Source organism: Leifsonia tongyongensis (assembly GCF_010686705.1).
Classification (GTDB): domain Bacteria; phylum Actinomycetota; class Actinomycetes; order Actinomycetales; family Microbacteriaceae; genus Diaminobutyricibacter; species Diaminobutyricibacter tongyongensis.
The window spans coordinates 110,447-135,339 of sequence record NZ_JAAGWY010000005.1; the positions used below are offsets into that span (position 1 = coordinate 110,447).

The window sequence follows — 24,893 nt, forward strand, 5'->3', positions numbered from 1 at the left end:
GCTACTCAGTGATGTTGACTACCACTAGATAGTAACGCCGACTACCAGTAGTTAGCAAGACTGAATAGCGAGGGTTTTTTCCGGCCTGGATCGAACCAGCCAGAGCTACCGCAGCCGGTCGAAGAAGGCGATCATGTCGGTCTCGACCAGCGCAGGTGTCTGCTTCGCCGTGAAGTGGCCGCCCGTCGGCAGGTCGTTCCAGAACCGGATGTCGGTGTACGTTCTTTCGGCGTAATGGCGCGGGAAGCCGCGCTCGCCCCACTGGATGGACACCCCGACGGGCACGTCGATCATCGGCATCGGCGTCTCGTGCCGGTAATCGAAGTAGGCGCGGAAGGAGGTTCCGATGGTGCGGGTGAACCAGTAGAGGGAGATGGTCGTCAGCAGCTCGTCCGTACTCCAGTAGTCGGAGACTTCGTCGGTGCCACTCCATTCCCGGAACTTCTCGATGAGCCAGGCCGCGAGGCCCGCCGGTGAATCCGTCAGGCCGACCGCGAGCGTGTCCGGGCGCGTCGACTGCTGACTGCTGTAGGCGCTCGCGCTTTTCCACTTGGCGTCCAGCCAGTCGATGAAGGCCTGCTCCTCTTCGGTGAGGTCCTGCCTCCGCTCGGCCGGTGGAAAAGCCGCGTGCGTGGCGAAGAGACCGATGACTGCGTCGGGATGCGTCGCCGCCAGCCGGTCGCTGACCCACGTTCCGACATCCTCGCCGTAGGTCGCATATCGCTCATAGCCGAGCACGCGCGTCATCAGCGTGTGCCAGCGCTCCGCGACGGCCGCCGACGTGAACGGCTCCTTCATGACCTCGGAGAACCCGTAGCCGGGCAGCGACGGGATGACGACGTCGAAGCCGTCGGCCGCCAGGAGCTCGCCGAGGGGAAGCATCTCGATGAACGAGTACGGCCAGCCATGGCTGAGGACGATCGGGATCGGATCGCGAGCATCCGCCAGCCCTTCGGCCCTGAGCTGTACGAAATGGATGCGCTCGCCGTTCACGGTCGCCGTGAACTGCGGGAACGCATTCAGCCTCGCCTCCGCCGCACGCCAGCCGTACGACTCGCGCCACTCGTCCATCAGGGTCGCGAGAAAGGGGATGTCGACGCCCGCCTCCCAGGGTTCGGCCGGCGTCGGCACCGGGTACCGCGTGCGCGCCAGCCGGATGCGGAGGTCATCGAGCTCTCTGTCGGGAACGCTGATCCGGAAGGGTTCGGGGGCGGTGAAAGCGTCCATGACACCACCGTAGGGCCGGCCACCGACCCCAGAGCGGCGCCGTCAGCACGCGATGACGTAGAGTTCGTGGCGTGGACGATGATGCCGGTGACTGGTTCCTGAGCCGTGCCGAGCGGGCGAACCCGGCCACCGACGTGCAGGCCGGGCGGCCGCCGTGGTCGGAGGGCAACCTCGTTCAGCCTCTCGTCCACGGTGCGACCTACTTCGCGCGGCTGCATGCGGAGTTGTCGGCATTGCAGGCGGGCGACCGGGTGTGGTTCACCGACTGGCGCGGCGACGCGGACGAACGGCTGCTTCCGGATGGCCCTTCCATCGGTGAGCTGCTTGCGGGGCTCGCTCGTGCCGGTGTGCAGGTGCGCGGTCTGATCTGGCGGTCGCACGGGGAACGGGTCTCGGCGCCCATGAGCGGGCTGTCCAACCAGATGCTGGGCCGGGAGATCAACGACGCCGGTGGAGAGGTCCTGCTCGATCAGCGAGTACGGGTGTTCGGGTCGCACCATCAGAAACTCTTCGTCATCCGTCATACCGAGGATGCGTCGAAAGACGTCGCCTTCGTCGGTGGCATCGACCTCTGCCACAGCCGCCGCGACGATGCCATCCACGCGGGAGACCCTCAAACGCTGGACATGGATCCCCGCTACGGAAAACGACCGCCGTGGCACGATGCCGCCCTCGAGCTGCGCGGACCGGTGGTTGCGGACCTGCTGACGGTGTTCTCCGAACGCTGGAACGATCCGCATCCTCTCGACCACCGCAACCCGTACCGGAGCCTGCTCCAACGACTCGCCCGCATGCCCCGGCATCCGAAGCCGCTCCCCGAGGCCGCGCCGCCCCCACCCCCCGCGGGCCCGCACGCCGTGCAGTTATTGCGCACCTATGCGCCGAAACGTCCGCCGTTCCCCTTCGCCCCGGCGGGGGAGCGCAGCGTGGCGCGGGCCTATTCGAAGGCCTTCGCCCGTGCCCAGTCCTTCATCTACATCGAGGACCAGTACCTGTGGTCGACCGAGATCGCGGCGGGAATCGCGAGAGCGCTCACTGACAATCCTCGGTTGCGGGTGATCGTGGTGGTGCCCCGCTACCCGGATGCGGACGGCCGGCTCACCGGGCCGCCCAGCCGCCTCGGCCAACTCCGTTCCATCGCGATGCTGCGCCGCGCCGCGCCGGACAGGGTCGGCGTGTTCGACATCGAGAACGAGGCCGGCACTCCCATCTACGTTCACGCGAAGATCTGCGTCGTCGACGACACCTGGTTCACCTGCGGCTCCGACAATTTCAACCGTCGCTCCTGGACCACGGACAGCGAACTCACCTGCGCCGTCCTCGATCTCTCGGCGGAAGGCCGGCCCCTTACCGGCAAGGTGGCGCGTGATCTCCGGCTCCAGCTCTGGGCCGAACACCTCGGCCTCGACCCCGATGACCCCCGCCTCCTCGACACCGACAACGGCCTCGCGCTGTGGAAAGCGAGCGCTGACGATCTCGATCACTGGCACCGGACCGGACGAAGCTCGGAGCGTCCGATCGGACGAGTGCGGCCGCACCGGACCGAGCCCGTCTCCCGGCGTCAACGGATCTGGGCCGCCCCGGTGAACCGTATCGTCATCGACCCGGACAGCCGTCCCCGCAGGCTGAGGGGCACATCCGAGTTCTGAATCGTCAGGACGAGATGGCTTGCGCCGCGGCCTCGCGGAGCTGCGCGACTGGTCCCCGACTGCGTTGAACCGTCAGTTCGGCCGCTACGGCACGCAGAAACTCGACGGCATCCGTCAGCGTCGGGAAGAATGCCCAGGAGAAGCGATCGCCGATCACCATGACCTCGACCTCATCGCCGACATCTTCGACGAACCCGACCAGGGACTGCGCATCGTTGTAGGCGAAGCGAGCGTCGCACGCCCGCCAGGCACCCGGATGCACGGGAACCAGGTCTATGGGCACGGGTTCTGTTCTCTGCTCCATCGCTGACCTCCAGCAACTCGCGTGCCGGGGTCCGGGGCAGGTCACACCACGCTACGACCGCCGCACGCCCGTGTCAACGGGTCGCGCTGCTCACCTGGGGTCGTACTCCAGCTGCCGCACCTCAACCGGCGAAAAGCGCGCCTCCACGAAGCGGCCTGCGATCTCGACGGCCCGGTCGATGCTCACGCAATCGACGAGATAGAAGCCCCCGACCCATTCCTTCGACTCGACGAACGGGCCGTCGGTCGTGTGCACGCGATGGGGCGCCTGGCGGTCAGCGCGCACGACCACTGCAGCCTCCATGCTGAGCACGTTCGTCTCGATCAGCTCACCGGATTCCTGCAGTTCGTGGATGAGTGTGCCGTGTGCGTTCTCGAACTCGTCCTTCAGGTCTCCGGTGATCGCGGCTTCGCATTCGGCATTGTTGTAGATCAGAATCTCGTAGCGCATGAACTTCTCCTGTCTTCGGTGGGTGACACGAGAACGTCGAACGATCATGGCCCTGATCGACATTCCTCCACAAACTACTCCGTATGTGGATACATCATCGGGGCGTTATCGAAAACGTCTACCATGAGAACGCGGCGGCGGTGGGGTGCCCGCCCGCTTTCCCCACCGCCGCCCTCATAGGCTCATGGAACGCTCGGCTCAAACAGCGTAAATGGTCCAGCCGGCGGTCGCCGACGCGCCGGGAGCGAGCACGATCAGGTCGGTGCCCGAGTTGAACGCGTCGGGCGGGCAGGTCATCGGTTCGACAGCGAGGCCCAGGCGGCTGGCGGCGGGATTCGGCTGATCGGCCGTGTGCACCTGCACCCATGGGCAGTCGTTCGCCCACGTCATCCCGACGCCGTTTCCGTCGGCTGCGACGACCGTGACCTCGGTCATCCCATCTTTGTCGCGTTCCAGGTCGGTGAACGCGTGATCGATGAACGTGCTGCCGATGAGGCGCGGCTCGCGGAAGTCGTAGGAGCCGTCCTCCTCGGTCGCGACGTCTGCGAGGCCGATCGGCGCCAGCCGGTCATCCGTGACCCTGAGCACCGACGCGGCCGGGAGTGACAGGGTCCACTCGTCGACCCGGCCCGAGCCCGGCGTGAGATAGGGATGAGGGCCGGTACCCCACGGGGCCTGGTCATGCCCGGTGTTGAGTCCTGACACGGTCGAATGCAGTCCGCTCTCGTCGAGGGTGTACGTGACGGTCACCTCGACGCGGTGCGGGTAGCCGGCCTGCGCCTGGATGGTCCCAACCAGCACGACGTGGCTCGCCGAGCCCTCGATGGCATCGAAATCCAGCCACACGGCGAGACCGTGCAGGGCGTTTCCGCGGTTCGGTTCCGTCAGGGGCAGCTGCTCTTCGACGCCGTCGAACCGGTAACGCCCGTCGATCACCCGGTTCGGCCATGGCGCCAGCGTCGCTCCGCGGTAGGCCGGGCGGATCTCGTCTGCCGCGAACGGGACGACGAGGTCGCGTCCGTTGTGCTGCAACATGCGCAGGCTGGCCCCGACGGATGCGATCGTCGCGCTGTAGTCGCCCGCGGTCAGCCCATAGTGCGTCCCGGAAAGAGGAGTGATCATGGCCTCATTCTGCCCGGTCTGTGGATTCGCCGGTACATTCGGCTCGCTGATCCCGCGGGCGAGCGTCATCGCTGCGGCCGAGAGTCGCCGGCAGAGCAGTGACGGTCGGCGGGGAGGGTGATTCTCGGCGGCTGTAGGGTTACGCGCGCGTCGCGAGGAGTGCGGCCCAGAGGTCGGCACGCGCGTGGAACGAGGACAGGTCGCGGCCGAGCAGCCGCTCCGCCTCGGCGACCCGTGCGCGGAGCGTATGGCGGTGGATGCCCAGCTCGCGCGCCGCCGAATCGAACGTTCCGTTGTGCTCCAGCCACGTCCGCAGCGAGAGCACGAGCACGCTCCCGTTCGCTTCGTCGGCGGTGATCAGGGGTGCGAGCGTGGTTCGTGCCACTTCGCGCGCGTCGGTGCGGGCGAGGAACGCGAGCACGCCCTGCCGCGAGATCGTGTCGAAGGACACCACACCTTCGTCGCCTTCGCGGGCGCGATCGAGGGCTTGCGTCGCCTGGTCGTGGGCGCGGGCGAGGTCGGCGTAACCCACCGCATCCGACACCCCAGCCTTCAAGCCGAATCCGGCTGTGAGGTCTACGACCAGGGTCGGAGCCGCGGAGCTGAAGCAGAGCACGATGCGACCGTCGTCGGCGGCGTAGAACAGCGCACCCGGATGCTCGGCCACGCGCAACTCCAGCCATTCGCTGAGCGCGTCGACGCCGTCGATGGGGGAGTCGACGAGGGCGACCCGCACGGGTTCCGCGGGCATCGCTCCCCACATCTGCACGGCGATGTCGGATGCGAGCTGCGTGTCACCGGAGACCAGCACGTGCCAGAGCCCTGAGCGCAGGTGGCCGACCGCCCGGTCGAGTGCGGTGTTCTGTTCGAGTGCGAGCCCCGCCAGGGCGATGACGCTGGTGACGACCTGCTGGCCGGCCTGGTCGAGTTCGCCGGCGCCGCCGAGGGCGAGCACGCCCCGCAACTGCCCGCTGGTGCCGAGCGTCTGGAGGGTGAGGGTCTCGCCGCCGGTGACGATGGTGCCGCTCGAGCGGCGACGGGTGCGCAGCAGCCTGGTGGCTTCGGCGCTGACAGCGGCGAGAGTGGATGCGCCGAGCGCGTCGGGCGGGAACACGCGGTCGACCGACCCGGTCGCGTCGAACAGGGCGACCCAGTGGTCGAGTTGGCGTGACAACTCGGCGAGGGTGGCCGTCAGGCCGTCCGGGCGGAGGGCCGCCAGCGAGATCGCGCGCTGCGCTTTGAGCGCCCACGTGTTGCGGGCGAAGAGTTCCTCGGCGGTGAGGTCGGCGACGTAGCGCGAGACCGCGATGAACGGGATGCGGTAGGGCACCTCGAAGAGCGGAAGACCGGCCTCGAGACAGGCGGCAACCAGCCCGTCGGGCGTCCCGTCGCGGATCACCTCCGTGCCGAAACCGAGCCCGGCCAGGCCTCGGGCGCGCAGCCGTTCGACATACGGGAGGAAGTCGGCGGCCGTGGTGGCCGCTGGGGCGAACTGTGTGCCGGTGATGAGCAGGACCTGCCCGTCGGAGAGGAACGGCGTGGGGTCGGCGAGGTCGGAGCTGTGCACCCACTGCACGACCTGGTCGAGGGCCTGCGCGGGCAGGGCGCTCTCGGACGTCAGCAGGCGGAGGTCGAGTTCGGGGTTCGAGAGGAGCCGGCGCAGTGTGGGCGGCATCCGCACCTTCTTTCCTGCGTCGACGCATCCTCGTTGTACGCCGTGGTCATCAGGCGCCGTCCAATTGTACAAGCGGGCGATGTTGCGGCGTCCCCGGGCGTGCCTAGCATGAGCGCCAGAGCGCCGTCGCAACCCGCCCAGGCGCATCGTTCGCCACAGGAGTGACCATGACCATCGTCGACACCGCATCCGCCACGCTGACCGGAGGCCCTAGCCTTCCTCAGGAGCGCCGCCTCGTCACCGCGATCCCCGGCCCCGAGTCGCGCCGGCGCATGGAGCGCAAGACGCAGGCCGTCGCCGCGGGTGTCGGAACCACCATCCCCGTGTTCGCGGCCGCCGCCGGCGGCGGGGTCCTCGTCGACGTCGACGGCAACTCGCTGATCGACTTCGGTTCCGGAATCGCCGTGACAGGCGTGGGCAACGCGGCTCCCCGCGTGGTCGAGGCGGTTCAGGCCCAGGTCGCCCAGTTCACCCACACCTGCTTCACCGTCGCGCCGTACGACTCGTACGTCGAAGTGGCCGAGGCGCTCAACCGCCTGACGCCAGGAGACCACGCCAAGCGCAGCGCCCTGTTCAATTCGGGCGCCGAGGCTGTGGAGAATGCGGTCAAGATCGCCCGCCACTACACCGGCAAACAGGCCGTCGTCGCGTTCGACCACGCATACCACGGCCGCACCAACCTGACCATGGCCCTGACCGCGAAGAACCAGCCGTACAAGAGCGGATTCGGTCCGTTCGCGTCCGAGATCTACCGCGCTCCTCTCTCATACCCGCTCCGCGACGGCGGACTCAGCGGTGCCGAGGCCGCGCGCCGCGCCATCCTGCACATCGAGAAGCAGGTCGGTGCCGAGAACCTGGCGGCGATCATCATCGAGCCCATCCAGGGCGAGGGCGGCTTCATCGTTCCTGCCGACGGCTTCCTGCCGGCGCTCGCCGACTGGGCAGCCGCCAACGGCGTCGTCTTCATCGCCGATGAGGTGCAGACCGGATTCGCGCGCACCGGCGCCATGTTCGCCAGCGAGCACTTCGGTATCGTCCCCGACCTGGTGGTGACCGCCAAGGGCATCGCGGGCGGCCTGCCGCTCTCCGCCGTCACCGGTCGGGCCGAGATCATGGATGCGCCCCAGGTGGGCGGACTCGGCGGCACCTACGGCGGCAACCCGCTCGCCTGTGTCGCGGCTCTCGCGACGATCGAGACCTACGAGCAGGAGGGCCTCGTCGAGCGCGCCCGGCAGATCGGTCGCATCCTCTTCGAGAAGCTGGGCGCCCTCCGCGACGCCGACGCGCGCGTCGCCGAGGTGCGCGGTTTCGGAGCGATGGTCGCGATCGAGCTCGTGCACCCGGTCACGGGCGAGCCGGATGCGGCACTCACCTCCCGTGTGGCGGCTGCGGCCCACGCTGCCGGCGTCGTGCTGCTGACCTGTGGGACCTACGGCAACGTCATCCGCTTCCTGCCTCCACTCAGCATGCCGGACCACCTGCTCGTCGAGGGCCTCGACATCGTCGCGGACGCTCTTGCGTCGATCGGTACGGTGACCGCATGAGCCTCGTCGCCGACATCACCCCCGGAGTCGCATTCTCCAGCGGCGCATCCGCTCGCGAAGCCGAGCTGCTGGCGCGGGTTCCCGCCGGCCTGTACATCGGCGGCGTCTGGCAGGCCGGGAGCGCCGACCCCATCGAGGTCGCCGATCCCGCGACCGGCCGCGTGATCAAGCGGATAGCGAATGCTGGGCCTGAGGACGGCATCCGTGCGCTCGATGCGGCCGTCGAAGCCGCGGATGCATGGGCCGCCACCGCGCCGCGTGCACGTGGCGAGATCCTCCGTCGTGCCTTCGACCTTCTGCAGGATCGCCGTGAGGACTTCGCCCTGCTGATGACGCTCGAGATGGGCAAGCCGCTGGCGGAGGCCAACGGTGAGGTCACCTACGGTGGCGAGTTCCTGCGCTGGTTCAGTGAGGAGGCCGTGCGCATCGCCGGGCGGTACGGAACGAACCCCGAGGGCACCGGTACGACGGTCGTCTCGCAGCGGCCGGTCGGGCCGTGCTTCCTGATCACGCCGTGGAACTTCCCGCTGGCGATGGCAACCCGCAAGATCGCGCCCGCGCTCGCCGCGGGCTGCACCGTCGTGATCAAGCCGGCCGAGCTCACCCCGCTGACGACGCTGCTACTCGTGCAGCTGCTCGAAGATGCCGGCCTTCCCGCCGGGGTCGTCAACGTGATCACGACCTCGTCCTCACGCGATGTCTCGGCCCCGATCATCGCCGACCCGCGCCTCCGCAAGCTGAGCTTCACCGGCTCGACGCCCGTGGGCCGGACCCTGATCGAGCAGTCGGCGCAGAACGTGCTTCGCACCTCGATGGAGCTGGGCGGCAACGCCCCGTTCATTGTGTTCGACGACGCCGACCTCGACAAGGCGGTCACCGGTGCGATGCTCGCGAAGTTCCGCAACACGGGCCAGGCCTGCACCGCGGCCAACCGGTTCATCGTGCAGGACACCGTCGCGGACGAGTTCGCCCGCCGGGTCACCGAGCGGGTCGACGCGTTCGTCGTCGGCCGCGGCGCGGAGGACGGCGTGACGATCGGCCCTCTCATCAACGAAGCGGCCGTCGCGAACATGGAGTCCCTGGTCGCGGATGCGGTTTCACGGGGCGCGCGCGTCCTCACGGGAGGCACGCGACCAGAGGGAGCAGGTTCCTTCTACGCGCCGACGGTGCTCGTCGATGTCGCTCCCGGCAGCGACATCGTGCGCGAAGAGATCTTCGGGCCGGTCCTTGCCATCTCGACGTTCCGCGACGAAGCTGAGGCCGTGGCGCTCGCGAACGGAACCGAGTACGGTCTCGTCGGCTACGTCTTCACCGAAGACCTCGGCCGGGCGCAGCGGATGATCGACCAGATCGACACCGGCATGATGGGCGTCAACACGGGCCTCGTCTCGAACGCTGCGGCCCCGTTCGGCGGGGTGAAGCAGTCGGGTCTCGGACGTGAAGGCGGGCTCGAGGGCATCCACGAATACCTGTCGACGAAGTACACACTGATCCCGGCGTCCTGAGCGACCCCGGCACAGAAAGAAGCGAAGAAATGAGCGCGATCGAACGCGACGTCGTCATCATCGGTGCGGGCGCATCCGGCCTCACCGTGGCGACCGAGCTGAAGAAGGCCGGATTGACGGTCGCGGTGCTGGAAGCCCGCGATCGGGTCGGCGGCCGGCTGTGGACCGACGACGTCGACGGCGCCATGCTCGAAATCGGCGGCCAGTGGGTCTCGCCCGACCAGGATGCACTGAAGAGCACCCTCGCCGAGCTGGGACTCGAGACCTACCCGAGGTACCGCGAAGGCGAGAACATCTACCTGAACGCCGACGGCGAGTTGTCGCGCTTCGAGGGCGAGATCTTTCCGGTGCCGCCGAAGACCGAGGCCGAGATCGTCACGCTGATCGAGAAGCTGGATGCGCTGGTCGCCGAGATCGACCCCGATCGCCCGTGGGCGCATCCGCTCGCCAAGGACCTCGACGAGATCTCGTTCAGCCGCTGGCTCGAGACGCAGACCGACGACCAGGAGGCGCGCGACAACATCGGCATGTTCATCGCCGGTGCGATGCTGACCAAGCCCGCCCACGCGTTCTCAGCTCTGCAGGCGCTGCTGATGGCTGCGAGCGCGGGGAGCTTCAGCAACCTGGTCGACGCCGACTTCATCCTCGACGAGCGGGTCGTCGGTGGTCTCCAGCAGGTTCCGCTGATGCTCGCCGAGCGGCTCGACGGTGACGTGCGCCTCGGCCAGCCGGTGCGCAGGCTCCGTTGGCACGAGGGTGGTGTCACAGCCGCCACGGACTCGATCGAGGTGAAGGCGCGATTCGCGGTGCTCGCTGTGCCACCCATCCTGATCAGCCGCATCAGCTACGAGCCGCCGCTGCCCCGGCGCCAGCAGCAGCTGCACCAGCATCTCTCGATGGGTTTCGTCATCAAAGTGCACGCCGTCTACGAGACGCCGTTCTGGCGGGAGTCGGGGCTCTCGGGCACCGCGTTCAGTCCGTATGAACTGGTGCACGAGGCGTACGACAACACGAACTTCGGTGATTCGCGGGGCACGCTGGTTGGCTTCGTCGCAGACGAGGCCGCCGACGGCGTGTTCGCCCTGAGCGCGGAGGAGCGCAAGCGGCGCATCCTGACCTCCCTGTCGCACTATTACGGCGAGAAGGCCCTCGAGCCGGTCGTGTACTACGAGAGCGACTGGGGGTCGGAGGAGTGGACGCGGGGCGCCTATGCGGCCAGCTTCGACATGGGCGGCCTGGCGCGATACGGCGCCGACCTGCGCACTCCCGTCGGGCCGATCTGGTTCTCGTGCAGCGACATGGCGGGTAAGGGCTACCAGCACGTCGACGGGGCGATCCGCGTGGGCCGCGAGACCGCCGCCGCGATCATCGCTGCTGCGCGCGCGTAGGTCTTCCGCCGAGAGTCGCCGCTGCGCGCGTAGGCGTTCTCGCCGAGAGTCGCCGCTGGCGCCGAGGATCACCCGCACAACGAGTCAACTCGGCGCCGGCGGTGACTCTCGCGGGCGTGGGTGCGACGGGTCAGGCTGGCGGCGTGAGCTCGGCCAGCATGCCGCGCTCGAGGGCGACCCAGACGTGGCCGTCAGGGGCGACGGCGATGCCGTGCGGCTCGCTCGCCGCGGTCGGCAGGTCGTGCAGGGTGAGCTCGCCGGTGTCGGTTACGAAGCCCACCTGGTTCGATCCCCACAGGGTGAACCAGCATCCGCCGGTCGGCGCAGCCGTGATGGCATGCGGCTTCGAGTCCCGGTCAGGCAGAGGGAACTCGGTGACCACGCCGTCGCGGCCGATCCGCCCGAGCGCACCACCGAGCACCTCGGCGAACCACACCGCGCCGTCCTCGGCGACGGTGATCCCGACCGGCCCCGATGCCGCACGCGGCAGTTCGTAATACTGGATGGCCGCATCGCCGCCCCGCACGTGGCCCACGGCGTTTCCCTGGTTGAGGGTGAACCACACACTCTCGCCCGACCCCGCGATCATCGACACCATGGTGTCGGTGCGCCCGACCGGGAACTCGGTGACGCGACCCATGATGTCGACGCGTCCCAGGGCATCCGCTGCCAGCTCGGTGAACCACACGGTGCCGTCGTAGAGACTCGTGATCCCGAACGGGCTGGCCTCCATGGTGGGAACGGCGACCTCGTTGAGGATGCGGATGGCGTCGCCGTCGTCAGGCGACCGCCCGATGTGCAGGATGCGGTTGCCGGTCGTGTCCGTCACCCACACGGACTCATCGGTCGCGCGGGTGATCAACGAGGGCTGTGCGCTGTCGCCGAGGTCGGCGAACAGGAGGCTGCCGTCGGGGTCGCGGCGACCGACGCGCCCTGAGTGGACGAGCGTGAACCAGACCGCGCCGTCCTCCGTGACAGCGATGCCGTACGGACCGGCGCCGACCTCGGTGACCGGATGCTCGACGATGCGTCTCACTGCAGTTCGAGCCGGACGCGCCGGTCGTACACCGTGTGGCCGCCGACCCGCACCAGGTCGTGGCTGACGAGATTGGTGAACAGCACCGACCCTTCGCCCTGGAGGATCGTCAGATGGCGCTTCAGGTACGAGGTGATGCTGGCGGCAGCGGCCCCCGTCGCCTGGTCTTCGGCGATTCCCATCTCGGGAGCGAACATCCTGGCGCGCAGCCAGCCGGCGCCCTCGTCGATCCAGGCGTAGGCGAAGTGCTGGCCTTCCGTGAAATCGGCGGGGTCGAGCGCATCCACCTCGCCGGGGGAGTCGAGCGGGATCCAGTGGAAGTCCGGGCCCCACTCGGATCGTGCCGTGATCCAGGTGATGTCGCCTTCGAAGTCGACCATCACCTCACCGGCCTTCTCGCGCAGCGCCCAGAGCTGGATGCCCTGGCGGGCGATGAGCCAGGCGGTGCCGACGCTGGGATGCCCGGCGAAGGGCAGCTCCTTCAGGGGGGTGAAGATGCGGATGCGCGCCGTGAAGAGTTCGTCGTCGATTCCGTCGACGAACACCGTCTCGCTGAATCCGAGCGTGTTCGCGATCTCCTGCTCACGGCCCAAACTTGAGCCGGTGCTCTCGATGACACCGAGTTCGTTCCCGAAATCACCGGTCTCGTCGGTGAACACGCGGACGACGTCGACGTCGATGGTTTCGCTCATCCCTCAAGCGTCCCACGAATGCCGCGAAAGGTGCGAGAAGCGGACGGCGGCGAAGCACGCGTCAGCGCTCGATCAATGCATATTCCGCAACAACTGGTATTCCTGCAAGTTCCTCTCTGCAAGCGTTGGTGATGTGACGCGAGATTGTGGATTTCTCTCGGGCGAACAACTCGACCATTTGCGCCTGGGTGAGCCAGACGGTCTTGCCGTCGGTCTTCACATCGAGCGTGACGGTGCCGTCATCGGACTGATAGATCTCAACATCGCTCACGCTCCCATTCTGGTCGACAGCCGGAGCGATGGTCGCCGCCCTATGAGGCGGTTCGTGGGAACGATTCGCCGTCGGAGCGGGCGAGGCGTTCGAGTCCGTCGAGGATGAGGTCCAGGCCGAACTCGAATTCGAACTGGTCGTCGCACCAGCCGAGGGTGGACGACGGGTCGTCGTGGCGGACGACTGCGAGCATGCCGACCAGGTGCGGCAGAGTTTCGGCCAGCTGCTCGGGAATGTCGCCGTCGCCGTCATCGTCGTCGGACACGAGCTCCTGCGAGAAGCCGAACATCCTGCTGCCGAGCGCGTGCATGGCGTGGTGGATCAGGTCGTACGAGAGGCCACCCGAGCGGAGGGTCCCGATCACGGAGTCGACGTACCGCGCGCGGAGGAGCCCGAGCTGGGTGCGGCCTTCCAGGATGCCCGGCACCCACGGGTGCTCGAGCATGACCTCGCGGGCGCCGAGGATGCGTTCGCGCAGGCTCGTCTTCCATCCGGCATCCGTCTCCGGTACCTCGAAGCCGCCGACGCGCTGGTCGATCTCGGCGAAGACGGATTCGACGACGCCATCGAAGATCGCCTCCTTGTTCGGGAGGTGGTAGTAGAGCGACATGACCTCGACGTCGAGCCGCTCTGCGAGGCGCCGCATCGTGAAAGCGTCGATGCCGCTCGCGTCGGCCAGCTCGATCGCTGTGCGCAGGACGCGCTCGCGCGTCAGCGGAGTGCGTCGCCCTGAGCTTCGTTCGGCTGTGGAAGTCATCCGTCGCCTCCTTCACGTCAACCGTACAACGTCAGGTTCACCGGTTGACTCTTTACACACGGGCCTTTACACACGGGCGGAACAGCGCTACCTTACAGTGTAAGGCGTACAGCGTAAGGTACGGAGAGATCCCGGAGGAATCATGAGAGCAGCGGTCTATCGCCGGTTCGGCGGTCCCGAAGTCGTGCACGTCGAAGAGGTAGCGAAGCCTTCGCCCGGTCCGGACGACGTCCTCATCCGGGTCTACGCGAGCACAGTGAGCATCGCCGACTACCGGTCGCGCAGTCGCGACCTTCCGAAGGGACTCTGGTTCTACGGGCCGCTTGTGCTCGGCGTCTTCCGGCCGCGCATCCGGATACTCGGAATGGACGCTGCCGGCGTGGTGGAGGCCGTGGGCGCGAACGTCACCCGCTACGCACCGGGAGACGAGGTGATCGCGATGACCGGCTCGAAATTCGGTGGTCACGCAGAGTCCGTCCGCGTTCCGGAAAGCGGTGTGATCGCAGCAAAACCGGCGAACTTGAGCTTCGCTGACGCCGCCTCCGTCGTGTTCGGCGGGTACACGGCCCTCGCATTCCTGGACCGTGCCAACGTGGGACCGGGAACGGAGGTTCTCGTGAACGGCGCGTCGGGTGCCGTCGGTTCGGCCGCCGTCCAGCTGGCCCGGCATCGGGGCGCCACCGTGACCGCCGTCTGCAGTGGCGCCAATGCGGAACTGGTCAGATCGCTCGGCGCAGATCAGGTCATCGACTACACGAAGGACGACTTCACTCGCAGCGGACTGACGTACGACGTGATCGTCGAATGCGTCGGCAATGCGCCTTTCGAGCGGGTGGAACGGTCGATCAGGCCGGGCGGGGCCTACCTTCCGGTGATCAGCGATCTTCGGGGGATGCTTCGGGCGCGCGGGAATGCCCGCCGCAGTGGCAAGACCGTGGTCTCGAGCAGCGTGCCCGCCTCGGCGGAAACACTTGCACGCGTCGCCGAGCTCGCGGGTGCCGGCGCACTGAAGCCGGTGATCGACAGTACCTACGACCTCGACGACATCGCCGACGCTCATCGGCGTGTCGCGACCGGCCACAAACGGGGAAGTGTCGTCCTCCGGATCCGGCCGGAATGACCCCGGATCCCCGTGCCTTTCCAGGCCGAAATGTCTGACGGCTCTCTCGCCGCCTGACATCAATCACGCATTTGGCACCACGAAAGCACTGGGTTGTCCAGAGCAGTGCGGCCCTGACGCCCTCAGAAAAGATGACACCAGTCTGTCCTCGTCGTCGGCGGTCGCCCTCTCGCTGACCGGTCGAATGCTCTCGCAGCGATCACCCCACAATTTGCGGTCAGCCGTGCGCTTGAGACGCTGCATGGCGGCACTCATTAATCTAGCTACCATCTTATTTACCCCTCCCACGAGACGGGGAACAGATCCTGAGTCCAGAGTCGAGCCGAAGGTCGGGACGGTGGGCTGCGGGCGTGCGGCAGCATCCTCTTACGCTGGAGATACGCCCGCGACGGACTGTCTTTCGAGCGGGACTAGTCGAGGCTGTCCCGAACGCCATCAGGCGCTATTCGGGCGGTTAAGGTGAGCGTTCAACGCCCGTCCAGACCTCGCCGGCGAGCGGACATTGCAGATGAAGGCGGTAGCGGTCTCCGGGGACAGTAGTGGCCGTCGGCGGTCCTCCGTAAGCTGGCGACGCAGCCTCACGCGCGGGTGGGGCCGAGGGAAGGGACCCGAATGAGCTCCATTGACTGGGATGAGACCGTGCGGCGAGTGAACAACGTCTTGCGTCGGGACTCGGCGAGCGGTTGGCCAGTTGTACAGAATGAGGAGGTCGCCTGGTACGGACCCTTCGTCTCATCCCTGGCGCTGGCGGTCGGGGGCTCGGAGATCGTCTATGGCGACGGTCAACTTATCGCGAACGAGGACGGATCGTTTATCGCTGACGCAGTCTTCTTCACCGCGAAGGCCGTAGTGGTCGCGCGAGTGACCGGCGAACGGATTAGCGCTCGAGAGGTTGCCCGGGAAGTGCGCCTGTACAGTCGACGCGAGCTTCAGTTTGTGGGGGTTAACGCGGCTGGCGACGCCTTCAGTCAGGACATGTTCCGCAACTGGCCCGGTCGAGTCGAACTCGAGGTGAGATACGCACCGGATGTCGTAATTGAGCTTCCGTTGCGTCCGAGACTATCCACGCCCGAGCAGCGTCAGGAGTTACTGGTGTTGTTAGACGCGCTTCGTGGCGAAATCGGTGACTAATTGCACGCTCCGCTTCGTGGGGTTGTCAGAAGCCCGCCACCTGATTCACGCAATCAGGACAGCGGAAGAAGAATCTCCGGTCACGTCGCCACTATGTTGAGACCGTGAGTGTGTGGCGACCGTGGGACGCGGATGACGACGAGCACGCGGAACGGCTTGTAATACGTGACTTGATTCCCGATTCGATGCGCGCAGCTGTCCGTGCCTGGCTTCGAAATGAGCTCGACTCTGGATACAACACCGACGAGCGGCTAGTCACGATGATTCAATCCGCACTGCGTGTGAATTTCGGCTTCCCGCCCGGTCGCGTAGAAACCGGAGCGCTCGTTGGTCGCATTGAAGAGTCGGGCGACAAATTCGTGGTCCGCGTCCTCGACCTGTTTCTGAGCGAGTATTCACCGGTTCCGTGGGACGGGTCGACGCCTGAGCCAGTTGCAGACATCGAGTGGCACTTCGATCAGAACATGTCGGCAGCATGTGTTCGGCTGGAATCGGGCGTGTATCGGATCGCCCGTCGCCTGCCGCAAGGCGTCGAAGAGGCGGCTCACGAAGCAGTGGCAACGGCGAACGAAATCGCTGGTCGGCACCTATTGAAAGCGTGGACCGAAGCGCGGTCGCTCACGCCGGACACCAGTGCGGTTATGACCGAAGGAATTAGGGCGGTTGAAGCTGCAGCTGGCTCGGTGCTTACTCCTAAAGACAGGAAGCCAAGCCTAGGGAAGATCGTGGGCGCTTTGCGCGATCAGCCTGAGTGGACGCTCGTGCTCGCGACGCGCGATGATGGCCATCCGGATCACCGCCTAATCCTCATCGGGATGTTGGAAACGCTGGCTTTCGCGGAACAACATCGCCATTCTGGCAAGGACCCGAGTGAGACAGAATGTCTGACCCACGTCCAATTGGCCTCAACTCTTGTTGCGTGGTTTTCGGCCGGCTCAGTGGTGCAGAAGCCAATGTCCGTTTAGTCGCTTCGGGCTAGGGCTTGGCTACTGACGTTTGACGAACCCATCCGGGCGAAGCCGCGCGCATAGTCGGTGCTGCTGGCATGTTTCATTGAATCCCCCTTTTCTGGAGTCAACTCGTGCTCAGGGGCCATTGACGCCACGCATCGCGGCGCCGGGCAACTAAAGCTATGCCAGGGCGCTCAGAGCCGGCGCAAAGCGTGTGCCGTCAGGAAGCTGTTCCGTTCGGACCTGTAGGTAGTCCCTGCGCATCGATCGGTTCAAGCGTCAACCTTCGGAATGGCGCGATCGGACCCGTCCCGTCTCCGAAGTTGGAACCGGCTAGTAATCCGCAACGGAAGCCGCGGAGTCGTCAAACCCTTCTAAGAAACCGTGGGCTTAGTGGTGGTCACACATTGCGAGCTGAAGGGAGGTCCACGAAGTATTGGACACCGCTGGCATTCGCCTCGTTCGCTACCAGCGGCTGAGGCCAAGGACGCAGGAGCGCCCCACGGTTCGGCCGCATGTTCCGCTCGAAATCGGTGAACTCATCACGGCTAACCTTGTTGAAACGGAGCTGAAAGGCCGACAGCAGATTCTGTATCGCCTTTGCTTTTACCGCGTGCTTCTCGGGACTTCCTGCTACGAGGTCAAGGGCATTCTGCATAGCCACGATTCGCCCCGTCGCTTCGTAGGCGAACGCGTGGAGTCGCTCAATTTGCTTTGCTGTTGAACTTTGGCCGGCGGCCTCAAGCTGTCCCTGTTTGAGTTCCAAGAAATTGCTGTACTCGTAGCCCAATCGGCAGCATTCGGGGATGCCTTCCACGTAAACCGGAAGAAAGTCCCTTCCGAGCGTCAGCCGCGCAGATCGCACCTCGCGAACTGTGTCCACAAAGAACTTGTAACGCTCAAAGATGATCGTCGCGTAGAGGCTGATGACCGCACCGACAATGACGAAGACGATCGGTGACACTACCGCGGTCCACCAATCTTGCGAGCTGGTCATAGGGCACAAGCTAGCCGATAAGTTATCGCACCGATAGGGAATCGGGCCGGGTCTTGGGCACATTGAAGAACGCGGGCCGGCGTGTCATTGTCGGCCCCGCTCGCGCTGTCCACACAACTGGGCTCGCCGATGAGCGAAATGCTTCGGGCCGAGCAATTACGGTCGAGTCAAAGGGGGAATGTGCGCCGGAAACGTACGACGAAGAGCTCATTGGCGGCGGCGTCGCTGCTGTGGGAGACGGGCCAGCGCGTGGGCGACGAACGTCCGGCTGAGGAGAGTCGCGCAAACGCTAGCGGTCCCGGGATGATGGCGTTCGCGGTCCTCGTCGCAACGTCAATGACCAGGCTGATTGTTGGGGCGAGCCAAGCGGCGGTTGGGACGAAAGGGTTCGAAACGCAGGTGTTGTTCGCCCTTGGGGGCGTCCAGCTGGCGGCAGCTAACCCTAAGCGACGCCACGCCACTGTTTCGCAAAGTCGTCGCATGTGGCTAGAGGAGAACGGTCAGTAGGAACACAATTCTGGTTTCGCCAGGGCCAGACTTGCCCTCTCAACCAAACTCTGGGACCTCGTTGGTTGGAAGCGATAACCCGTGTCGGCGCGCAGCGCGAAGTGGTCGTCAAATACTGCATGGGGACGTCGCTGCTTCCACGTTTCTCGAGTCCAGGCGCGACGCAATCTGCGGATTGGTCCAGGTAGATCGAGCTGCACTCGAGGCGACCGGTTGAGACAACACACGTCCAGCAAGCTCGCATGAGATCATAAGCCATGAAGTTCCTGGCGGATCATCGATGGGCGGGGATCAGTGGTATCACGGCCATCGTCGGAATCGCGGTGGTCATAATCATCGCGATAGTTCAAGCCCCGCATGATGCGGGGCTAAGCGGGGCTTCACAAGTTAGCTCGCAGGCAATCACGCCCAGCGCTGGAGCGGAGAGTCCCACGCCCGACGCTCCGCCCTCGTTTCAGGCGTCCACCAGCCCGGCAATCTTCTACCTCAAGGACCTCACTGACGACATGGTCGTCCGGCGACCGCACTGGGTCTGGGACAACGAAGGTCTCGCGTCCATCGCCGGAACGCCGTATCCGAACAGCCTCAGCTACGAGTTTCAGAACTGCAGCGCCTGCGACGAATCACTCGAGTTCATCGTCCCGCCGGGCTACACGCGCTTGACCGGGACCTTCGGACTCAGTGACAAGTCCCGCCACGACAACCTGATCAACGGTGTGGTGTATTTCACCGTTTACGATGCCGCAGGTAAACAACTGGTTCCGCCGACCCGGGTCGAATATCCGCACTCGGTGCCAGTCGACATTCCCCTCAACGGTCAACCTCGAATCCGAATCGAGATGTCCGACGGCGACAACTACGAGGAGTTTGTCCTCGGTGATGCGGCACTTGCCCGGTCGTAGCAGTCCGTTTGACTGGCGCGCGGGTGGCGGCGACCGTTCGAGTTGACAGAGCTCGTCCTTATGTTGAACTGAACGGTGGGCAGAACTTCGGCGCAGGAGGCACCTCGTTTTCGTCCCTGGCGTGAGAACAGTTTGACAACACTCGGGCAAAAACCAGAGAGCATCGAGAAGTGCCTGGTTAGGTTAATGATCGCCGAATGTCGCAGGTTCTGATTGGCTCTAGCCATGTTCGACGCGAAAAAATCCATCTGAAAAGTGACCAAGCGTGTGTCCACGTCGGGAGAAGAAATGGGTGCCGTGAACCCATCCAATCGTCTGTCCACGCAGATCGAGCACGCGATCCGAAGCTATCCATCCGCAAACTCGTCCGCGACGATCGAACACTGGCGTCATCGTAATCCTTTCCTCAGCGAGGGCTTCCACGGCGTATCGTCATGCTCGGGTTGGATAGGCCGAAATCCTTCGAAGGTCTCACCAGATACGCGCGAGTTAGGAGTTGATAGTTCCGCCGCATGCAAGCGGCTCCAGGTGAAATGGTCGAATAGCTGCCGCCGATCTGGGGCCCAATCGACCTAAGAGGGAAACAACCTTCAAAAAGTGCCCTTCTCCAGCCCGTAGGCGATCCGATCTTCCTTCGGACATTCGGGGCATCCCCGGGTCACTCGTCGCGTCCAGATGGTTGCGAAGCGAATGTGGCTTGCCTTCTTACATCGCCACCAATGCTTTTCCTTAAGATCGATATGGTCCGATGGCGTCTGCGGGTTGCGAGTTTCGTCCCACTCGCTGACGATGAGCGGATAGTTGTCAGCGACTGATTTACCTGACCGAAGCCGACCCCTGCAGCGCTTGCAGCCTTTGAAAACTCGCTTATGGGGAGTCTTCTCCGAGATGTGACCGTTGCGGCACCGCCACTTGTAGACGACATTGACGGTGCGGCGAACCTCTTCGAAGAGCAGGCCGTCATTGAGTTCCGGGTCCCATTCCGCTTTCAGGTCTGGTCGACTTTCGTATAGAAGCGGCTTTCGAGACTCGGCCCGTCCCTTTTTTGGGCATTGTGTGCACCCCAATCCCCCTAGACGTCGATACGCAGTCGATTCGTAGTCATGACCGTTCTCACATTGGAACCAAAACAGTTCCTTTGTGTTCTTTGCGTAGACCTGGTTGGGCTTGCATCGATTCTTTGTCGGATGCCATTCGCTGGCTGCGGCTGGGGCGCCAGCAGCCAGCGAGGACTCCTCGGCTTCGAACCGCAACTCTTCGCATTTCGGGCAAGCGACCTCGACTCTCATTTGAGCAGAGACTTGACGAGGGAAAGGATGACCGCTAGGGCAGCGCCAGTTAATGCGTCGCCCGCTGCCTGCGACGAGGTCGGTGGCTTTGACCCCGGGGTTCGCGGTTTCGTCGAAATAAGTCGCCCTGTACGGGTGTGTTGAGGTGATGTCGTTGTCGCCGGCGACAGCCACCCGACCGATGCAACAGTTGCAAACGAAGTTGGAACGCTCGCCTACCTTCACGTAGGCGTAGAGATGGATGCGGTGACCGTTCATACAAATGCCGGAGAGCTTTCCGTTCGGGCGTTGTCGGACGAACTTAGTCGAGTGCCCAGCTGATCGATGAGTGACGACTTCCCTCCAGTTCAGTGGGGTGATCTCTGATACGCCACTCGCTGCGAGGTACCGGTTGAAAGGTTCGAGCGGTCTCATCGGCCTAGTCCAGGCGGCGGTAATGCTCGGACTGATGTAGAAGTCGTGTTCCCAGTGGATTGCGAACTCTCCGCCCGACAATAGCCACTCGCGAACGGCCAGCGCGGTTGGCCGAAGGTAATGCCAGACGCGCTTGCACATTTCGTCGTCAACCCAAGGGAGAACTGCGAGGGCCGAGCGTAGAAAACCGAGCGCTTCCGCGTATGTTGAGTTCGGGTCGAAGAACTTCCGTTGGAAGGCATCGTCAGCGAGATGGGACCAGAGGGCCATGGCTTTCGGAAATGGTCTCGACGGCATCAGATGATGCTCGGCTTCGTCGACGAGGCTCGGATCGACGATGTGGATGATTTCCCAAAGGGTCGCGGCGTCGGCCCGTCCAAGCCGGCGAAGTTTCTGGAATGCCTGCTCAGCGTCGATGAATTCGTTCTCGACGACGAACTGATTTTCGAGCTGTGTACCTGAACCAATCCAGATTCGGTGTTCTAAACAAACAAGTCGCTCAAGGTGAGGTTGCAATTCGATCGCCTCTCCATGCGAACATTCGCGACACATCCATTGGTCGCCGGTTCCGGTCCTGCAGCCTTGGCACGTCGTGCCGTCGTGGTGGCGAAGCTCTGCTGGTGGCCCACCTTCGAAGCGTTCGCGGGCAACACCTGTCTTAGCCAGAAGCAGCTCTTTCCATTGCCTTGGTCGCCGCATGCCAGGAAAGAAGGGAGCGGCAGCGTTGGTGAGAACTGTCTTGTGACGTTCTTGTTCGAAGTTCTCGGCGAGCACCCGTCGGGAGAAGGACTCGAAAGTCTCGAGCTCGTAAGGAGCCACTGGGAAGGGATACGGACGGGTGATCTCCGCCCACGTCAACGGGTCAGGCTGCATTCTTGTTCGCCTCGGTTGCCTTGCTCTTTCCTGAACGGGTGCGGCGTTTCGTTTCTGCCGCTGCTACCTCACCGCGTTCCGAACTGATGTCGAGGCGCTGCTTCATGAGCAGCTCGGCGGTGAGACGCTCGTTCTTAGCGTCGTCAGCCCAAATCAGATCAACCGTCGTCCTTGTGAGTAGTTTGGCCAGCGCACCTAGATTGCCGTGTGTCCGCTGCATCAGCAGAGTGCTGAACTGAAGAATTGAATTGCGCTCCTGCGCCAACAACGGCAGTTCAGCCTCGAAACCCAGCAGGAGCTGCTTCCACCGCTGCGCCTCAATGTCATTCGCTTTTGAATACGGAGTCAGCGTCTGTTCCGTGAATCTGCTCCGCAGTTGCCGCCCGCGCGGCGTGTCGGCGATTACCTCGCTTCTGAGCACATCAATGCCAGCGATGACGAAGGTCGCTCCGACCTCGTTGTGAAGTCGTTTTAGGTAGTCGACAGACTCACCGTTGCCGGCATTCTTGGCGGCGATGTTCTGAAACTCGTCGAGGACGACGAGATGCGTGTTTGCACGAGTCATCAAGTTGATCGTCCTCTCTAGCAGCTCGTCGGTCGTCTCTCTCCGGTGGACGGTTCCGCCGAAGAACTTGACGAACGCTTTCATGAGGGCACGTCCGGAAGACCGGGGGTCAGCCTCCACATAGACGACCGGAACATGTCCCAGCGAGATCGCGCCCGGGAATTCCGTGAGGTAGTTTTCCATCGTCCATTGCATGAGATGGGTCGCCAAGGTGGTCTTTCCCATGTGGCCGTCCGCGTCGATGACGAGACCGGTGCAGTTCGGTGCGTCCACATTTGCGCGCAGCATGTTGCGTAGGAGCTTCAGTGTCGCATCACCTGTGTCGGTTCGGAGCCGGATTCCGCCGGACGTGTATCGAGCCCGCTCGGCGTTGTACGCCAGTCTCTTCGAGTCGCTGAGCGCCGCGTAGGCCCTTGGCGTCAGCACTTTGGGTCGGGTGTATTCAGTTGCGAGGATCCGGGTGAGGCCTTCGACGGTAGTCCGTCGTAGTTTCTCCTCGGTGCGGAAGAGCGCGCTCATATTTCTTCTCCTTTGTAGGGCCGCAACTCGTCGTCGATTTCGTCGAGGACGGCGTTGCCGTTCGGCTGTGTCGGAAACGAGGTTTCCAGGGTGGTGAGCTCTGCGGTTGGAATCGGTGTCCCGCCGATGGCCGCCATCTTCTGAGCGGCCTTCTGCTGGGCGCGGATCTTGGAAATGGTGACCGTGGAAATGCCGGCCGACTCAATGATGTCGAGCGTCATCAGACGCTTCTCGAGTGGGCTGAACCGATTCGGGTTCGCCGCCACAATACGGTTGGCCTCGTTCCACAAACGCGTCTGATGAGGCTGGTCTATTGCGGCGCGGTGTCGCCAAGGAACTTCGAGCCAGTCGTTCTCGGGCGTGAGTACCCAGATCGCTCGAGGGTCGTACGGGTTCGCTCGGAGCTCCCACGAGTTGATTGGATTGCCTGTCGAGTCCATTCGAGGCGCGTGATTCCGCAGCGCCTGAAGGGCAAGCGAGTCGTAGAACCGGTTCTCGAACTGGATGCCCTGGGCCTGGATCTGTCGGCGGCTAGCAGGGAGCAACGCAATGTAGTCGATGGTGTCCATCGGTACGGGTTGAGAGGGGCTCAGGTCCCAGGTCGCCGCGTACATCTCGTTCGGTGTGAGAGTTACAGATGGGCGGAACGGATCGAAGAGCCCGTCATGTGGACTGTTCTGGTAGACGCGCGTCACCCATTCGTCAAACAGTTGATCGAGGGTGACGAGGTCCAGTAGTGGCTCGTCTTCGATGCTTCCACGGTGGCCGGGAGACCCACCGGTGAACGTTGCGAGGTGCTCGACGAAGCCTCGCTTAATCGTGTCGAATGTGCGCTCGACATGGTTCTTGTCAGTTGGGGTCCCAGGCGCCGCGTAGAGAAGACTGACCTCGTAGAGGTCGCATGCAGCCTCGAATGTCGTTCCGGTGTAGTCGGTGCCGTGGTCGACCGTGATGCTGTCCGGGGCGATAAAAGGTCGCGTGTTGTCGAGTGAGTCGCGTTCTTCCTCGCTGACAAGCTCGACCCACGGGAATCGCTGCAGAACGGCTCGCCACTGTTGGTCCGAGTTGGGTCGCAGTCGGCGTGGTGTGAGAGCCTGCGCGAGAAGAAAGGCGTGGTCCACCGCTTTGGCGGCGACGATCCTGAAGCTATGAGCCACGATTGTGCGCGTGCACACGTCGACCATGATGGTGAGAATTGGACGGCCGACGTTGCCGTCCTCGTCATAGACAAACGCGTCGAGTGGCGTTGAGTCGATTTCCACGTATTGGCCCGGGAAGTACTTGCGGGTGTCGCCGAACGAGCGCTTCGGAACCGAGTTCAGTGAACTCCGGTTCGCAAACGTGTCGCTCAGCCGCTTTCCGCTGGCGAGGTAGTTGTACCAGCGGTACAGAGTAGCCTGCGAGGGGATTTCGATACCGGGATGGCGGTCCTTCACGAGCTTCACAGCTTCCGCGATGTGTCCAAGCTTGGTTTTCGTCGACTTCTTGATTGCCCCGTTGATGGTCTCCCGGAATGCTTCGATGATCCGCGAGTCGGCGTTGTCGACCGGTGTCTCCGTGCGGACTTCCCGGCCGTCGATCAGTGCCGTGATCCCACCCTCCTTGAACTTCTTCCGTTTGCGCATGAGCGTTGACCGGGAGGTGGGGTGTCCAAGAAACGTAAGCTCCTTCACTTTCGCTTCCACCCGTTGGTTTACGCCGACAGTGTCGGGATCGTAGGCGGGGTTGAATGGTGAGGTCGGCGATTTGCGGCCGGTATCCAGTTCACGCAGGTGGTCTACCCAGAAGTTCAGGTCGTCGCGCTCCGCCGTTGATACGGTTTCAAGCTGCCGCGGGTTCGCAACGAGGCGAGTAGGGGGTTCGGCCAGACGAGCTGGAAGCTCGTGTGAGGTGAGGACCGTGTAAGCACCGGTGGCTGAGTTCCGCATTCGGTAGAAGTTGCCCTGGATTTCGACGACGAAATACTTCCCGTCGATGAGTTTGAGCTCACTATCGATGTCGAACAT

Annotated in this window: 22 protein-coding genes; 8 read left to right on the forward strand and 14 right to left on the reverse strand. The window is 64.3% G+C overall.

Going from position 1 to position 24,893, the window contains the following annotated elements:
- Nucleotides 1-105: 105 nt before the first annotated feature.
- Nucleotides 106-1,227 (reverse strand): epoxide hydrolase family protein, encoded by a 1,122-nt coding sequence (locus tag G3T36_RS17915; protein WP_163291227.1) that lies wholly within the window; start codon nucleotides 1,225-1,227, stop codon nucleotides 106-108.
- Between the two features lie 71 nt (nucleotides 1,228-1,298).
- On the opposite strand from G3T36_RS17915, the gene G3T36_RS17920 reads away from it, so the two are divergent.
- Nucleotides 1,299-2,876 (forward strand): phospholipase D-like domain-containing protein, encoded by a 1,578-nt coding sequence (locus G3T36_RS17920; protein WP_163291228.1) that lies wholly within the window; start codon nucleotides 1,299-1,301, stop codon nucleotides 2,874-2,876.
- Between the two features lie 4 nt (nucleotides 2,877-2,880).
- On the opposite strand, the gene G3T36_RS17925 is transcribed toward G3T36_RS17920, so the two are convergent.
- The 4 genes from G3T36_RS17925 to G3T36_RS17940 all read right to left on the reverse strand — a co-directional run bounded on the left by G3T36_RS17925 (nucleotide 2,881) and on the right by G3T36_RS17940 (nucleotide 6,427).
- Complete coding sequence (locus G3T36_RS17925; RefSeq protein ID WP_163291229.1) at nucleotides 2,881-3,180, reverse strand: hypothetical protein; 300 nt, start codon at nucleotides 3,178-3,180, stop codon at nucleotides 2,881-2,883.
- A 90-nt stretch (nucleotides 3,181-3,270) separates the two neighbouring features.
- Nucleotides 3,271-3,630, reverse strand: coding sequence for a YciI family protein (locus G3T36_RS17930; protein ID WP_163291230.1), 360 nt, complete (start codon nucleotides 3,628-3,630; stop codon nucleotides 3,271-3,273).
- A 198-nt stretch (nucleotides 3,631-3,828) separates the two neighbouring features.
- Nucleotides 3,829-4,752: an aldose 1-epimerase family protein gene (locus G3T36_RS17935; protein WP_163291231.1), complete on the reverse strand. Its 924-nt coding sequence runs from the start codon at nucleotides 4,750-4,752 to the stop codon at nucleotides 3,829-3,831.
- 139 nt (nucleotides 4,753-4,891) lie between these two features.
- Entirely contained in the window at nucleotides 4,892-6,427 is a 1,536-nt protein-coding gene (locus G3T36_RS17940; protein WP_163291232.1) for a PucR family transcriptional regulator, read from the reverse strand.
- Between the two features lie 167 nt (nucleotides 6,428-6,594).
- Here G3T36_RS17940 and gabT point away from each other — a divergent pair, with 167 nt between their 5' ends.
- Genes gabT through G3T36_RS17955 form a run of 3 tightly spaced genes read left to right on the forward strand, consistent with a single transcriptional unit; the run spans nucleotide 6,595 to nucleotide 10,864 of the window.
- Nucleotides 6,595-7,971, forward strand: a complete 1,377-nt coding sequence (gene gabT / locus G3T36_RS17945; protein WP_163291233.1) for a 4-aminobutyrate--2-oxoglutarate transaminase — start codon at nucleotides 6,595-6,597, stop codon at nucleotides 7,969-7,971.
- Nucleotides 7,968-9,476, forward strand: coding sequence for an NAD-dependent succinate-semialdehyde dehydrogenase (locus tag G3T36_RS17950; protein WP_163291234.1), 1,509 nt, complete (start codon nucleotides 7,968-7,970; stop codon nucleotides 9,474-9,476). The genes gabT and G3T36_RS17950 overlap by 4 nt, the downstream gene beginning before the upstream one ends.
- A 29-nt stretch (nucleotides 9,477-9,505) precedes the next feature.
- Nucleotides 9,506-10,864, forward strand: a complete 1,359-nt coding sequence (locus G3T36_RS17955) for a flavin monoamine oxidase family protein (RefSeq protein WP_163291235.1) — start codon at nucleotides 9,506-9,508, stop codon at nucleotides 10,862-10,864.
- A 130-nt stretch (nucleotides 10,865-10,994) separates the two neighbouring features.
- On the opposite strand, the gene G3T36_RS17960 is transcribed toward G3T36_RS17955, so the two are convergent.
- The 4 genes from G3T36_RS17960 to G3T36_RS17975 form a co-directional block, all read right to left on the reverse strand.
- Nucleotides 10,995-11,900 (reverse strand): Vgb family protein, encoded by a 906-nt coding sequence (locus G3T36_RS17960; protein WP_163291236.1) that lies wholly within the window; start codon nucleotides 11,898-11,900, stop codon nucleotides 10,995-10,997.
- On the reverse strand, nucleotides 11,897-12,592 hold the full coding sequence (locus tag G3T36_RS17965; protein WP_163291237.1) for a PhzF family phenazine biosynthesis protein: 696 nt from the start codon (nucleotides 12,590-12,592) through the stop codon (nucleotides 11,897-11,899). The genes G3T36_RS17960 and G3T36_RS17965 overlap by 4 nt, the downstream gene beginning before the upstream one ends.
- A 61-nt stretch (nucleotides 12,593-12,653) precedes the next feature.
- Nucleotides 12,654-12,863 carry a virulence RhuM family protein gene (locus G3T36_RS17970; RefSeq protein ID WP_163291238.1) on the reverse strand — a complete coding sequence of 70 codons (210 nt, stop codon included), beginning with the start codon at nucleotides 12,861-12,863 and terminating at the stop codon, nucleotides 12,654-12,656.
- A gap of 40 nt (nucleotides 12,864-12,903) precedes the next feature.
- Nucleotides 12,904-13,620, reverse strand: coding sequence for a TetR/AcrR family transcriptional regulator (locus G3T36_RS17975; protein WP_163291239.1), 717 nt, complete (start codon nucleotides 13,618-13,620; stop codon nucleotides 12,904-12,906).
- A 142-nt stretch (nucleotides 13,621-13,762) separates the two neighbouring features.
- Between G3T36_RS17975 and G3T36_RS17980 the strand changes: the two genes are divergently transcribed.
- From G3T36_RS17980 to G3T36_RS17990, 3 genes are all read left to right on the forward strand, one after another.
- Nucleotides 13,763-14,740 (forward strand): NAD(P)-dependent alcohol dehydrogenase, encoded by a 978-nt coding sequence (locus G3T36_RS17980; protein WP_163291240.1) that lies wholly within the window; start codon nucleotides 13,763-13,765, stop codon nucleotides 14,738-14,740.
- 612 nt (nucleotides 14,741-15,352) lie between these two features.
- The gene (locus tag G3T36_RS17985) at nucleotides 15,353-15,871 is read left to right on the forward strand and encodes a SurA N-terminal domain-containing protein (protein ID WP_163291241.1); all 519 of its coding nucleotides are present in this window, start codon (nucleotides 15,353-15,355) and stop codon (nucleotides 15,869-15,871) included.
- A 104-nt stretch (nucleotides 15,872-15,975) separates the two neighbouring features.
- On the forward strand, nucleotides 15,976-16,836 hold the full coding sequence (locus G3T36_RS17990; RefSeq protein ID WP_163291242.1) for a hypothetical protein: 861 nt from the start codon (nucleotides 15,976-15,978) through the stop codon (nucleotides 16,834-16,836).
- Between the two features lie 385 nt (nucleotides 16,837-17,221).
- On the opposite strand, the gene G3T36_RS17995 is transcribed toward G3T36_RS17990, so the two are convergent.
- On the reverse strand, nucleotides 17,222-17,818 hold the full coding sequence (locus G3T36_RS17995) for a hypothetical protein (protein WP_163291243.1): 597 nt from the start codon (nucleotides 17,816-17,818) through the stop codon (nucleotides 17,222-17,224).
- A 764-nt stretch (nucleotides 17,819-18,582) separates the two neighbouring features.
- Between G3T36_RS17995 and G3T36_RS18000 the strand changes: the two genes are divergently transcribed.
- On the forward strand, nucleotides 18,583-19,227 hold the full coding sequence (locus tag G3T36_RS18000; protein WP_163291244.1) for a hypothetical protein: 645 nt from the start codon (nucleotides 18,583-18,585) through the stop codon (nucleotides 19,225-19,227).
- 219 nt (nucleotides 19,228-19,446) lie between these two features.
- Here the strand turns inward: G3T36_RS18000 and G3T36_RS20260 are convergent, their stop codons facing one another.
- From G3T36_RS20260 to G3T36_RS18015, 4 genes are all read right to left on the reverse strand, one after another.
- Nucleotides 19,447-19,620: a 4-fold beta flower protein gene (locus G3T36_RS20260; protein ID WP_420811057.1), complete on the reverse strand. Its 174-nt coding sequence runs from the start codon at nucleotides 19,618-19,620 to the stop codon at nucleotides 19,447-19,449.
- A gap of 197 nt (nucleotides 19,621-19,817) precedes the next feature.
- Complete coding sequence (locus G3T36_RS18005) at nucleotides 19,818-21,788, reverse strand: zinc-ribbon domain-containing protein (protein ID WP_163291245.1); 1,971 nt, start codon at nucleotides 21,786-21,788, stop codon at nucleotides 19,818-19,820.
- A gap of 4 nt (nucleotides 21,789-21,792) precedes the next feature.
- Entirely contained in the window at nucleotides 21,793-22,887 is a 1,095-nt protein-coding gene (locus G3T36_RS18010) for a TniB family NTP-binding protein (RefSeq protein ID WP_163291246.1), read from the reverse strand.
- Nucleotides 22,884-24,893: a Mu transposase C-terminal domain-containing protein gene (locus G3T36_RS18015; RefSeq protein ID WP_163291247.1), complete on the reverse strand. Its 2,010-nt coding sequence runs from the start codon at nucleotides 24,891-24,893 to the stop codon at nucleotides 22,884-22,886. The genes G3T36_RS18010 and G3T36_RS18015 overlap by 4 nt, the downstream gene beginning before the upstream one ends.

Excerpts from the sequence above, each read along its gene's own strand:
- G3T36_RS17915 (WP_163291227.1), bottom strand. The coding sequence starts at position 1,227 with ATGGACGCTTTCACCGCCCCCGAACCCTTCCGGATCAGCGTTCCCGAC.
- G3T36_RS17925 (WP_163291229.1), bottom strand. The coding sequence starts at position 3,180 with ATGGAGCAGAGAACAGAACCCGTGCCCATAGACCTGGTTCCCGTGCAT.
- G3T36_RS17930 (WP_163291230.1), bottom strand. The coding sequence starts at position 3,630 with ATGCGCTACGAGATTCTGATCTACAACAATGCCGAATGCGAAGCCGCG.
- G3T36_RS17935 (WP_163291231.1), bottom strand. The coding sequence starts at position 4,752 with ATGATCACTCCTCTTTCCGGGACGCACTATGGGCTGACCGCGGGCGAC.
- G3T36_RS17940 (WP_163291232.1), bottom strand. The coding sequence starts at position 6,427 with ATGCCGCCCACACTGCGCCGGCTCCTCTCGAACCCCGAACTCGACCTC.
- gabT (WP_163291233.1), top strand. The coding sequence starts at position 6,595 with ATGACCATCGTCGACACCGCATCCGCCACGCTGACCGGAGGCCCTAGC.
- G3T36_RS17950 (WP_163291234.1), top strand. The coding sequence starts at position 7,968 with ATGAGCCTCGTCGCCGACATCACCCCCGGAGTCGCATTCTCCAGCGGC.
- G3T36_RS17955 (WP_163291235.1), top strand. The coding sequence starts at position 9,506 with ATGAGCGCGATCGAACGCGACGTCGTCATCATCGGTGCGGGCGCATCC.
- G3T36_RS17965 (WP_163291237.1), bottom strand. The coding sequence starts at position 12,592 with ATGAGCGAAACCATCGACGTCGACGTCGTCCGCGTGTTCACCGACGAG.
- G3T36_RS17975 (WP_163291239.1), bottom strand. The coding sequence starts at position 13,620 with ATGACTTCCACAGCCGAACGAAGCTCAGGGCGACGCACTCCGCTGACG.
- G3T36_RS17980 (WP_163291240.1), top strand. The coding sequence starts at position 13,763 with ATGAGAGCAGCGGTCTATCGCCGGTTCGGCGGTCCCGAAGTCGTGCAC.
- G3T36_RS17985 (WP_163291241.1), top strand. The coding sequence starts at position 15,353 with ATGAGCTCCATTGACTGGGATGAGACCGTGCGGCGAGTGAACAACGTC.
- G3T36_RS17995 (WP_163291243.1), bottom strand. The coding sequence starts at position 17,818 with ATGACCAGCTCGCAAGATTGGTGGACCGCGGTAGTGTCACCGATCGTC.
- G3T36_RS18000 (WP_163291244.1), top strand. The coding sequence starts at position 18,583 with ATGAAGTTCCTGGCGGATCATCGATGGGCGGGGATCAGTGGTATCACG.
- G3T36_RS20260 (WP_420811057.1), bottom strand. The coding sequence starts at position 19,620 with ATGACGCCAGTGTTCGATCGTCGCGGACGAGTTTGCGGATGGATAGCT.
- G3T36_RS18010 (WP_163291246.1), bottom strand. The coding sequence starts at position 22,887 with ATGAGCGCGCTCTTCCGCACCGAGGAGAAACTACGACGGACTACCGTC.
- G3T36_RS18015 (WP_163291247.1), bottom strand. The coding sequence starts at position 24,893 with ATGTTCGACATCGATAGTGAGCTCAAACTCATCGACGGGAAGTATTTC.